The sequence below is a fragment of the Streptomyces sp. NPDC029014 genome (assembly GCF_055564695.1).
The window spans coordinates 17,554-26,666 of sequence record NZ_JBVHVT010000035.1 but is presented as its reverse complement, the minus strand read 5'-3'; the positions used below and the strand labels follow the sequence as shown (position 1 = coordinate 26,666).

The following is a 9,113-nucleotide window of genomic DNA, read 5'->3' as shown; positions in this document are numbered from 1 at the left end:
GCACCAGGCATTCTCGGCCCGCTGGGCGCAGCCCGAAATCGGGCTGCCGCGCGCGGGGTCGGGGTCGTAGCCTGAGTGATCGTGGACAGGGGGCGGAGCGCGCGGCAGCTGCGGCTGATCGGCGAAACGGTGGGGATCGCGGAGGCTTGCGGCGTCGAGGTGCGGCTCCGCGGGGGCTGGGCCATGGACTTCTTCCTCGGCGAAGTCACCCGTGATCACGAGGACATCGACTGGTTCGCCTGGGCGGCGGACGCCGATGCCCTGACCGACGGCCTGCTGCGGGCCGGTTGGGAACCCCTGCCCGGGCCGCCGCCGGACCAGCAGCTCGACTTCGTCAAGCAGGGCGTGGAGAGCAGCTTCGCCCTCCTGGACCGGGACCGGTCCGGGCGCGTGGTGGTCGCGGGTGGTCCCTGGGCCGGGGAGTCGTGGCCCGAGGGCATGCTCGATGCGGCCGAGGGCCGACTCGGGGCGCTGCGGTGCGGGATCATCAGCGCCCACGCCCAGATCGAGATCAAGCGGATGATGCCGGTCTGGGTTCCCGGCCGGCCCCGCCGCAAGAAGGACGCCGAGGACATCAGTCGGCTCCGGACGGCCCTGGGCCTGCAGGCCTGAAGACCGGAAGGCCAGAAGGCCTGACAGCCGGTGGCCGCAGGCTTCCGCAGTCGCCCGGGGCGGTCGCCGAGGCGAGGCCGCCGTCACCCGGACGGCGTCCCACCGGGGGCGCCGCACCGTGCGGCCGGTCACAGTGTGGGCGCGTCCTGTTTTTCAGCGGCCGCAGGGAGGAGCGCGTACGACATCGCGGAGAGCGGCGCACCCCGGGCGAGCCCGGCACGGAGTGCCGCGAGGGTGGGGGCCGCGGGCGTCCGCCCGCCTCCGCTCCGATCCGAGTCGGATGAAAGGAACCCCTGATGCGGAACGACTTCGCAAACACGGACCAGCCCGAAGAGGCACGGCGTACCACTCCCCGTCCCGGGACGGCCGAGAGCGTCCGCCGAAGTGCCGGCGCCGAGGGCCGGCCGGACCCGACCGTCGAGGAGCACATCATCCTGGGCGAGGACTGACCCCAACGCCGGCCGTCGGTGCGTTCGTTCGTCCGTCCGTCCACCGGACGGCCGGGCAGTGATCAGGACGGCCGGCCCGGGCCGACGGGCCCGTACGGTCACATTCGGTCAATAACATGAACGGGATATATGTGAAATCAGATTGGTGATCGCAACGGGCCGGCGGTGCGTATTCTGTGTCCGGCGAGACATCCGGGCAGTGTAATTGCACAGCTGTTTGCGCAGCTCAGTGGGCGTGTCTCGCGCGTCGTTCCCTTTTCGCGAAATCGCTCAGAATCGGACACGGAATGAATACTGCGCACTCGGATGTGTACGCGGCGGCGCTGCCGACCAACGACGACTACCGGCTGGGCACCGAGGGCTACACCGATGAGCAGCGGACGGCGGTCCTCGCCAAACTGGCCGAGTACCTCGACGAGCGCAGCGGCCGCATGCTGGGCTACCAGGTCAACCTGGCGCTCGACGGCCACCCCGCCCTCGGTCGGTTCCTGGGCCACCACATCAACAACGCCGGGGACCCGTTCGTCGACAGCAACTACAACCTGCACACCCGCTGGCTGGAACGCGCCGTCCTCGAACACTACGCCCGTCTGTGGCACGTTCCGCTGCCCCGGGACCCGGCCCACCCGCAGGACCAGGACGGCTGGGGCTACGTCCTGTCGATGGGCAGCACCGAGGGCAACCTCTACGCCCTGTGGAACGCCCGCGACTACCTCGACGGCAACGCCCTCGTACGCGACGAGGTTTCCGGCGGCACCAGCTGCCGCACCACCTACCTCCGGGCCGAGCACCCCGACGACAACCCCAACGCCTACTCCCCGGTCGCGTTCTTCTCCCAGGAGACCCACTACTCCCACATCAAGGCCATGCGGGTGCTGGACATCCCGACCTTCTACGACCTGGGCGGCAGCCTCTACCCGGGCCAGTGCCCCATCGACCTGGCCGGCACCGGGATGCAGACCTACAACGGCTGGCCGCTCGGCGGCGTCCCCACCACCGGCGGTGACGCGGGACCCGGAACCGTCGACGTCGACGCCCTGGTCGCCCTCGTGGACTTCTTCGCCGCCAAGGGCCACCCCGTCCTGGTCAACTTCAACGTCGGCAGCGTCTTCAAGGGCGCCTACGACGACGTCCAGTACGCCTGCGAGCGCCTGCGCCCCGTCTTCGAGGCGCACGGACTCGTCGACCGCACCGTGCGCTTCGATCCCGACGACCCCGAGCGGGTCAGCGTCCGCAACGGGTACTGGATCCACGTCGACGGGGCGCTGGGCGGCGCCTACGCCCCGTACCTGGAGAGGGCCCGCGACGCCGGGCTCATCGACACCGCGCCCCCGGTCTTCGACTTCCGGATCCCGGAGGTCTCCTCGATCGTCACCAGCGGCCACAAGTACCCCGGCGCGCCCGTCCCCACCGGCATCTACATGTCCCGCGCGGGATCGAAGCTGCGCCCGCCGTCCGACCCGGCGGTCGTGTCCTCCCCGGACAGCACCTTCGCCGGCTCCCGCAGCGGGTTCGCCTCCCTGGCCATGTGGAACCACCTCGCGCAGTTCAGCGAGGAGCAGCAGGTACGGCAGGCAGCCGACGTCCTGCGGACCGCCGAGTACACGGCGGAACGCCTCAGGAAGCTCAGCGTCCAGCTGCAGGAACGCGGCGAGCCGTGGGCCGAGGACGGCATCGAGGTCGGCCACGGGGACCACGCGCTCAGCGTCTGGTTCCAGCAGCCCCGGGCCGAGATCGCGCGGAAGTACACCCTCGCCTGCGTACCGCTCAACCTCGGCGGCCGCCGCCACGACTACAGCCACGTCTACGTCATGCCACACGTCACCCGGGAACTCATCGACGAACTCGTCGACGACCTCTCCCACCCCGGGGCCTTCGACCGCTCCGCCGAAGCGGGCGCCGAGCGGCCGCCGATCCCCGGGCAGCGCTGACCCGCTCCCGACACCCGGGCCCGCCGGCGATCCCGCCCGTCCCGCCGCGTGTCCCCGCCCGTCCTTGATCGTTTGACGGGGTGTGGAGCGCAGCACTGCCCGGAGGCGGGCGACGGGTCGGACGGCGGCGGGTCTCGTGCTGGCCGCGCTGTGCGCCTCGGCCTGCACGACACCGCCCCCGCCGGCCCCGCCCACCTCGGAGCAGGGCCGCAGCGACCTGGTCAAAGCCGCCCAGCAGGTACTCGTCGACCGCTGCCTGACCGCCCGCGGTGCGGCCGGACCGCCTCCCCGGGAGGACGTGCTGTTCGGCACCGGGCCCGCCGAGTTGTCGGTCACGCTCGCCACCGGCCACACCGTCCGTACGCACACCGACGGCTGTCTCGCCGAGGCACACCGCTTCCTCTACGGCGACCAGGCCCGCTGGTTCCGCGCCGAGGTCACGGTCAACAACCTGCGCCCCGAAGCCGAGGCCCGGCTCGGCGAGGACCCCGCGTACCGGGAGGCCCTCGCCCGCAGGGCCGCGTGCGGCGACCAGCAGGCCGACTGCATCCGCGCGAGCGGCCTGGAGGAGCTGCGGGGCAGGCTGGAGCCGGCGCGGCTCGCCCAGGTCCGCGCCGCGCACCGCGAAGAACTCACCACGTACGACCGGCTCCGCGACCGCGCGGCGCACCGCGCGGCCGACGTGCTGGCCGAACCGTCCACCCCCCACCCGAAAGGCGACGTCCCCTGATGAACCTCACCACGCGGAGCAAGCTGCTCACCACCGCCGCCGCGGCGTTCCTCGTCCTCACCGGCGGACTGGCGGCAGCCGGACCGGCCGGGGCGGCGGACTGCCCGAGCGGCGAGTTCTGCGCCTGGGAGCACGCCGACTTCAAGGGGCAGCGCGCCAACTGGAGCGGCGACGACGGCTGGTGGGAGAGCTGGATCGCCGACGAGGACTCCTCCTGGGCCAACCACGGCATCTCCGGCCCCGGCATCAAGGACCACGTGAAGGTGTACTCCGCGGCGCACCAGGGCGGGCACATGACCATCTGCCTCACCCCCGGCCAGGAGGTCAACTTCAACAGCGCGGCCAACGACAGCGGCGACTCCCACACCTGGGCCATGAGCTGCTGAGGTACTGACCTGCTGCACGTCGTCGCCCCCGGTCGGCGGGGTGTGGCAGGGTACGGCCATGAGCGAGGGAGCACGGGCGGGCCGGCAGCGCGTACGTCCCGGAGGAGGCGTACCGCGTCGCCCGGCCCGACCATCCCTACGAGCTCTCACGCGACCACGACCGACTGCGACCGACCGCGACCGACCACGAGCGACCGCGACCCGACCGCGACCCGACCGCGATCCGGGCCCCGGACCGACGAATCCCGGAACCGGCGTGAATCCTTTTGCGCGCGCCGTGCCTCTCATGGGTGTGCGGACGACCCCGTCCGCCCCGCACCCCACCGGGAGGACCCCATGACCACCGTCGTCATCGCTGTCGCAGCCGCCGCGCTGCTGCTGTGCGCGTGCACCGTCACGCTGCTGCGCCGCCGGAGGCGTCAGCGTGGCTGAGTACACCTGGCCCGGCGCGACCCTGGTCGCCGCGGCGCAACGCGGCGAGGTCGAGGCGCTCACCGCGCTGGTGTACGGCTCGTCCCCGCACGTGCACCGGTTCGCGCACACCCTGTGCGCCACGCCCCAGGACGCCGAGGACGCCGCCCAGGAAGCGCTGATCATCCTCTACCGCAAGATCGGCATGCTGCGTGCCTCCGCGGCTCTGGCGTCGTGGATGTTCCGGATCGTCCGCAACGAGTGCCTGCGCCGCGCCCGCACCCTGCTCCACCGCGGGCCGGCCGACGAACCCGACCGGATCGGCACGCCGGGCCGGGACGACGCGCTCGGGGGCGGCACCGCGCGGTCCGCCGAGGACGACGTCCTGATGCGCCTGGAGGCCGAGCGCGTCGCGGCCGCCGTCGCCGCGCTGCCCGACGACCAGCGGCAGGTGCTCGTCATGCGGGACATCCAGGGCATGCCCGGCCGCACCGTCGCCGAACGGCTCGGGCTGAGCACCGCCGCCATGAAGTCCCGCCTGCACCGCGCCCGTTCGACGGTGCGCGAGGCACTGGGCGACGAAGCGGCCGGAACGAGCGGAGCCCGACGATGACTCCCGACGCGACCAGGGCGACACGTCCCGCGACGCCCGTTCTCCCGCCCGACGCCGCCGCCCACGCTGTCGCACGTGGCGCGCCGACGCGCGGCCGCTTCGCCAGCGACACCGTCCCGCGCCATCTGGCCCGCGGAGCCGTCGGGTTCGGCGCGCTCGTCGGGGCGTTGGCGCTGCTGCCGCTCGCCGGCCCGGCGAGCCTGCTGCTCGCCCCGGTCGGCCTGGTGGCGCTGCGCGGGTGCCCGATGTGCTGGGCGATCGGCCTGGTGGAGACCGTCTCGGCCGGGCGGCTGCGCCGGTCCTGCACGGACGGGAGGTGCGAACTGACCAGCGCAGGGCGGCACTAGCGGGGGACGACCCCGCCGCGCCGGGTCGACGGGCTCCTCGTCGGGGTCATGCCACTCGGCCCGTGCGGCGGGGTCGAGGGTGTGCGTGCAGGAGCACCCACACGCGCCGGCCGTCCTCTCCGACGTCGCTGCCGCAGGTGTGGACGCTCGCCACGGTCGCGAGGTCGCTGAGCAGTTGCCGCTCGCCCCGTCCCCCGTCGACCCGGTGGCTGAGCACGAGGACGAGGACGGACCGGTCCTGGTCCGCGAGGTGCACGCTGACCCGTTTCCCTCCGTCCGCGACGACCGTGCCGACGAGCAGCCGCACCACCTCGTCCAGGTCGGCCGCGTCCAACTCGCCGTATCCCCAGCCGCGGACGGTTGCCAGGGCTTCCCCGGCGGCCTTCTTCGCCGCCCACTCGTCCGACCGGTACACCAGCGCGGCCGTCTGCCGGTTCCGCACCGCCAGCCGGGGGCGCGGGTGTTCCACCGGTTTCTGCCGCTTCGGCGGCGACTGCGCTGGGTACGACGGCGGCGGTTTCGGGCTCCCGCCCTCCACGACATCGCTCATGCGGCCACGCTACGCCCCGGGTCGAGGGCATCGGGGCGAAACCAGCGGATTGGACGCCTCCGGGCTATGTGCTGAGCCCGACCTTGACGCGCGTTCACCGCGTGACCCGGCTCAGCCGGTCGAACCTCGTGACGTCGCGCTCGAACCTGCCCCGGGGTCAGTCATGGCGCCCGTCGAAGATGCGGTCCAGGTGGTGGTGCAGGACGGCGATCGCCGACTCGGGTGTGCGCTGGCCGACGATGATGCTCGTCCCCAAAGTGGCCGTCATGGCGAGCAGGCTGATCGCCTCCGTGCGGGCGTCGACGCCGGGGTCGGCCAGGCCGGCCTCCTGCGCCCGGCGCAGCAGGCCGGTCACGGCGTCCTCCGCGGCGTTGGGGTTGTCGATGAACGGTTGGGCGGCCAGCGCCTCGTCGGTCACGGACAGGATCGAGTACGAGGTGTACAGGAGGTGGAAGATCCGGCCCTCCTCGTCGGTGGGGAGGGAAGCCAACAGCAGGGCCTCGACGGTAGCGCGCGGGCTCGGATCCGGGACGGCGGCGAGGCGGGCGCCGACGCGCGCGGTGAAGCGGTCGGTGAGGTGCTGCAGCCCGTGGAAGAGCAGGTTCTCCTTGGTCTTGAAGTAGTACTGCACGAGCCGCAGGGAGACTCCCGCCTCCGCGGCCACGTCGCGCATCCCGACGGCGTGCAGCCCGCGCCGGCCCGCCACGCGGACGAGCGCCTCGGCGATCTGTGTCCGGCGTTCGTCGTGGTCCACGCGTTTCGGCATGTGGTCTCTCCGCCCGTCCTCGGTGCATCACTCGCGGCCCGGGACCCCCGGACCCTTTCATGATACCGCCGTACCATTTTTGTGGTACGTTCGTATTACGAAGAACGGATCCCAGGAGGTACCCGTGCCCGAGAACGCGAGGCCACCCCGCGCCCGCCGTGACGTCGGCCGCTATGTCAACGACACCTTGCGCGACCGCTACTTCGCCACCTGCGACGTCCTCCTCGCGATGGGCGCCCCCATCCGCTCCGAGACGGACGTCGAGACGAGCTTCGGCACCACGCACGTCTACCGGTACGGCCCGGCGGACCCCGCCGCCGCATCCCGCACCCCCGTCGTCCTGATCCACGGCTCGGGCGGCTGCGCCGCGATGTGGTACCCCAACACCCGCGCCCTCAGCGCCGATCGCCCCGTCTACGCCCTCGACACCCCCGGCGACCCCGGCCGCAGCATCCAGCGCGAGCCGATGTGGCAGCCCGAGCGCGCCGCCCAGTGGCTCGACGAGGCCCTCGAAGCGCTCGGCCTCGACCGCGTCCACCTCGTCGGCTCCTCCTACGGCGGCTGGCTCGTCATCAACCAGGCCCACCTCAGGCCCGGACGGCTGGCCTCCGTCACCGCACTCGACCCGGGGGGACTGGAGAAGGTCGGCCTGCGCTTCTTCGTCTGGATCTTCGCCAGCCTCTTCGCCACCTTCGCCCCGAAGGCGCTGCGGCCCCGTCTGGCCCGGTGGCTCGAGCAACCGGTCATCGTCGTCCCGGAGTTGCGTGCCTGGATCCACGCCGGCGTGAAGGCCTTCCGGATACGCCGGCCGGCACCGCGCCCGCTGTCCGAGGACGCACTGCGCTCCATCCGGACGCCGTTCTACCTGATCATGGGCAAGCGGAGCCTCCTCCTGCGCCCGGAGCGGCAGTTGGAGCGCGTGCCGCGACTGATCGCCGGCGCCCGCGCCGAGATCGTCGCCCAGACGGGCCACGGGCCGCAGATCGACCACCCCGAGCTCGTCAACGCCCGGATGCTGACCTTCTTGGAGGACATCGACTCCCTGGACCCGGCCGCGGCGCACGACCGCGCACGGGCATAGCGCCCCACGGGCAGGCCGGCGCCGACCGCGCGCGGCCCCGGCCGGCCCGCCTACCGGTCGTACGGGTTGGACCCCACGGGCACCTGCCCCGCACCGTTGCAGATCGGGCAGACCCGACGGGTGGAACACAGCGGGCACCGCCCCAGCCGGTCGGGGTCGCGCGGTATGGATCCGGATCCCCATCCGGGGTTGCCGCCGAGGACCCAGCCCGTCCCCTCGCAGACGGGGCACCACCCCAGGCCGTCGCACTCGTAGCAGAGCTCGTGACCGGCCCACAGCGTCTGCGGCGTCGCCGACGGCTCGGGCCGCTCGTGCGGCACGGGCTCGTACAGGGCGATGTCGGAGGTCCGCCCCTCGTACAGCACCGAGCTCCGGTAGGCAGAGACGGAGACGCGGACCCACGCCCCGCCCCGGAGGACGCCCTTCGCCTCCCGGTCCTCGGCCCCGGGCCGCCGCCCGCCGGTGTCCCAGCCGCCGGCGGACAGCAGGGCGGCCGCGCGAGCGGCGAGCCCGGGCCCGTACGCCTCCTGCGGCGGCTGTGCCCCGTCGGCCTGTACCCGTTCGATGAACGCGTGGTGATAGGTGGCCGGCACCGTCCCGCCGTCCCGGAACGGTTCGGCCGGGACGGCGAACTCGGGCACCTGCCCCGGCGTCAACTGCTCCGCCAGCGCCCGCAGACACCCCCGTACCGCCTCGACCTCCTGCTCCAACCTCTCCCGCGCGCCCGCAATCTCCTCCATGTCGTTCCTCCCCCGTACTCCTCTTCGTTCTGTGTTCGGAACGTCGCAACCCCGTCGTCGAGTTCCCCCGTCCGGCCGGGGGCGGCTCCTACAGTGCTTCGTCGGCCGCCCGGTCCATGAACGTCTGCAACGCCGCCAGCTGCTGCCGCACCGCCCCGTCGAACGCGGCGCCGACCTTCTTCGCGTCGACCCCGTCCGGCCCCGAGGCGTAGCTTTCGGTCGCCATCTCGCCCACCCGGGAGGACAGGGCATCGATCTTCTCCAGCTCGCGCCTGCCCTTCTCCGTCGTCACGAGGCGCACCGTCGCCACGGCCCGCGCCAGGTCGGTGTTGGCCGGTGCGTACCCGGGCCTCGTCGCGATGGGTGTCCTTGGCCTCGAAGTAGGCGAGCATGCTTCCCGTGAGACCGGCCAGGGCCCCGATCAGGGTGCCCGCGAGCGCCGCGAAGACGGCTCCGCGCTGCTGCCTCGGCCGCTCGCCGGTACCATCTCCGGCCTT

At 72.8% G+C, this 9,113-nt stretch carries 12 protein-coding genes; 8 read left to right on the top strand and 4 right to left on the bottom strand.

Annotation, left to right across the window (positions count from 1 at the left end; genetic code table 11):
* Positions 1-81 precede the first annotated feature (81 nt).
* The 7 genes from ACZ4VL_RS20535 (at position 82) to ACZ4VL_RS20505 (ending at position 5,479) form a co-directional block, all read left to right on the top strand.
* The gene (locus tag ACZ4VL_RS20535) at positions 82-612 is read left to right on the top strand and encodes a nucleotidyltransferase domain-containing protein (protein WP_468201736.1); all 531 of its coding nucleotides are present in this window, start codon (positions 82-84) and stop codon (positions 610-612) included.
* A gap of 296 nt (positions 613-908) precedes the next feature.
* Positions 909-1,061, top strand: coding sequence for a hypothetical protein (locus ACZ4VL_RS20530; RefSeq protein ID WP_468201734.1), 153 nt, complete (start codon positions 909-911; stop codon positions 1,059-1,061).
* A 287-nt stretch (positions 1,062-1,348) separates the two neighbouring features.
* On the top strand, positions 1,349-2,992 hold the full coding sequence (locus tag ACZ4VL_RS20525; RefSeq protein WP_468201731.1) for a PLP-dependent aminotransferase family protein: 1,644 nt from the start codon (positions 1,349-1,351) through the stop codon (positions 2,990-2,992).
* Between the two features lie 82 nt (positions 2,993-3,074).
* Positions 3,075-3,722 carry a hypothetical protein gene (locus tag ACZ4VL_RS20520; protein WP_468201728.1) on the top strand — a complete coding sequence of 216 codons (648 nt, stop codon included), beginning with the start codon at positions 3,075-3,077 and terminating at the stop codon, positions 3,720-3,722.
* Positions 3,722-4,108 (top strand): peptidase inhibitor family I36 protein, encoded by a 387-nt coding sequence (locus ACZ4VL_RS20515; RefSeq protein ID WP_468201727.1) that lies wholly within the window; start codon positions 3,722-3,724, stop codon positions 4,106-4,108. The genes ACZ4VL_RS20520 and ACZ4VL_RS20515 overlap by 1 nt, the downstream gene beginning before the upstream one ends.
* Before the next feature lie 424 nt (positions 4,109-4,532).
* A complete protein-coding gene (locus tag ACZ4VL_RS20510) occupies positions 4,533-5,132 on the top strand; it encodes an RNA polymerase sigma factor (RefSeq protein WP_468201724.1) in 600 nt (199 codons plus the stop codon).
* Complete coding sequence (locus ACZ4VL_RS20505) at positions 5,129-5,479, top strand: hypothetical protein (RefSeq protein ID WP_468201722.1); 351 nt, start codon at positions 5,129-5,131, stop codon at positions 5,477-5,479. Before ACZ4VL_RS20510 ends, ACZ4VL_RS20505 begins: the two co-directional genes overlap by 4 nt.
* A gap of 46 nt (positions 5,480-5,525) precedes the next feature.
* On the opposite strand, the gene ACZ4VL_RS20500 is transcribed toward ACZ4VL_RS20505, so the two are convergent.
* Positions 5,526-6,029 (bottom strand): hypothetical protein, encoded by a 504-nt coding sequence (locus tag ACZ4VL_RS20500; protein WP_468201720.1) that lies wholly within the window; start codon positions 6,027-6,029, stop codon positions 5,526-5,528.
* A gap of 157 nt (positions 6,030-6,186) precedes the next feature.
* Positions 6,187-6,795 (bottom strand): TetR/AcrR family transcriptional regulator, encoded by a 609-nt coding sequence (locus tag ACZ4VL_RS20495; RefSeq protein WP_468201719.1) that lies wholly within the window; start codon positions 6,793-6,795, stop codon positions 6,187-6,189.
* Between the two features lie 124 nt (positions 6,796-6,919).
* Between ACZ4VL_RS20495 and ACZ4VL_RS20490 the strand changes: the two genes are divergently transcribed.
* Complete coding sequence (locus ACZ4VL_RS20490; RefSeq protein WP_468201717.1) at positions 6,920-7,876, top strand: alpha/beta fold hydrolase; 957 nt, start codon at positions 6,920-6,922, stop codon at positions 7,874-7,876.
* A 50-nt stretch (positions 7,877-7,926) separates the two neighbouring features.
* Here the strand turns inward: ACZ4VL_RS20490 and ACZ4VL_RS20485 are convergent, their stop codons facing one another.
* The gene (locus tag ACZ4VL_RS20485; RefSeq protein ID WP_468201714.1) at positions 7,927-8,616 is read right to left on the bottom strand and encodes a hypothetical protein; all 690 of its coding nucleotides are present in this window, start codon (positions 8,614-8,616) and stop codon (positions 7,927-7,929) included.
* An 88-nt stretch (positions 8,617-8,704) separates the two neighbouring features.
* Positions 8,705-8,908, bottom strand: coding sequence for a hypothetical protein (locus tag ACZ4VL_RS20480; RefSeq protein WP_468201711.1), 204 nt, complete (start codon positions 8,906-8,908; stop codon positions 8,705-8,707).
* Positions 8,909-9,113 lie beyond the last annotated feature (205 nt).

Coding starts and splice junctions, on each gene's coding strand:
- ACZ4VL_RS20530 (WP_468201734.1), top strand. CDS start 909: ATGCGGAACGACTTCGCAAACACGGACCAGCCCGAAGAGGCACGGCGT.
- ACZ4VL_RS20525 (WP_468201731.1), top strand. CDS start 1,349: ATGAATACTGCGCACTCGGATGTGTACGCGGCGGCGCTGCCGACCAAC.
- ACZ4VL_RS20515 (WP_468201727.1), top strand. CDS start 3,722: ATGAACCTCACCACGCGGAGCAAGCTGCTCACCACCGCCGCCGCGGCG.
- ACZ4VL_RS20505 (WP_468201722.1), top strand. CDS start 5,129: ATGACTCCCGACGCGACCAGGGCGACACGTCCCGCGACGCCCGTTCTC.
- ACZ4VL_RS20500 (WP_468201720.1), bottom strand. CDS start 6,029: ATGAGCGATGTCGTGGAGGGCGGGAGCCCGAAACCGCCGCCGTCGTAC.
- ACZ4VL_RS20495 (WP_468201719.1), bottom strand. CDS start 6,795: ATGCCGAAACGCGTGGACCACGACGAACGCCGGACACAGATCGCCGAG.
- ACZ4VL_RS20485 (WP_468201714.1), bottom strand. CDS start 8,616: ATGGAGGAGATTGCGGGCGCGCGGGAGAGGTTGGAGCAGGAGGTCGAG.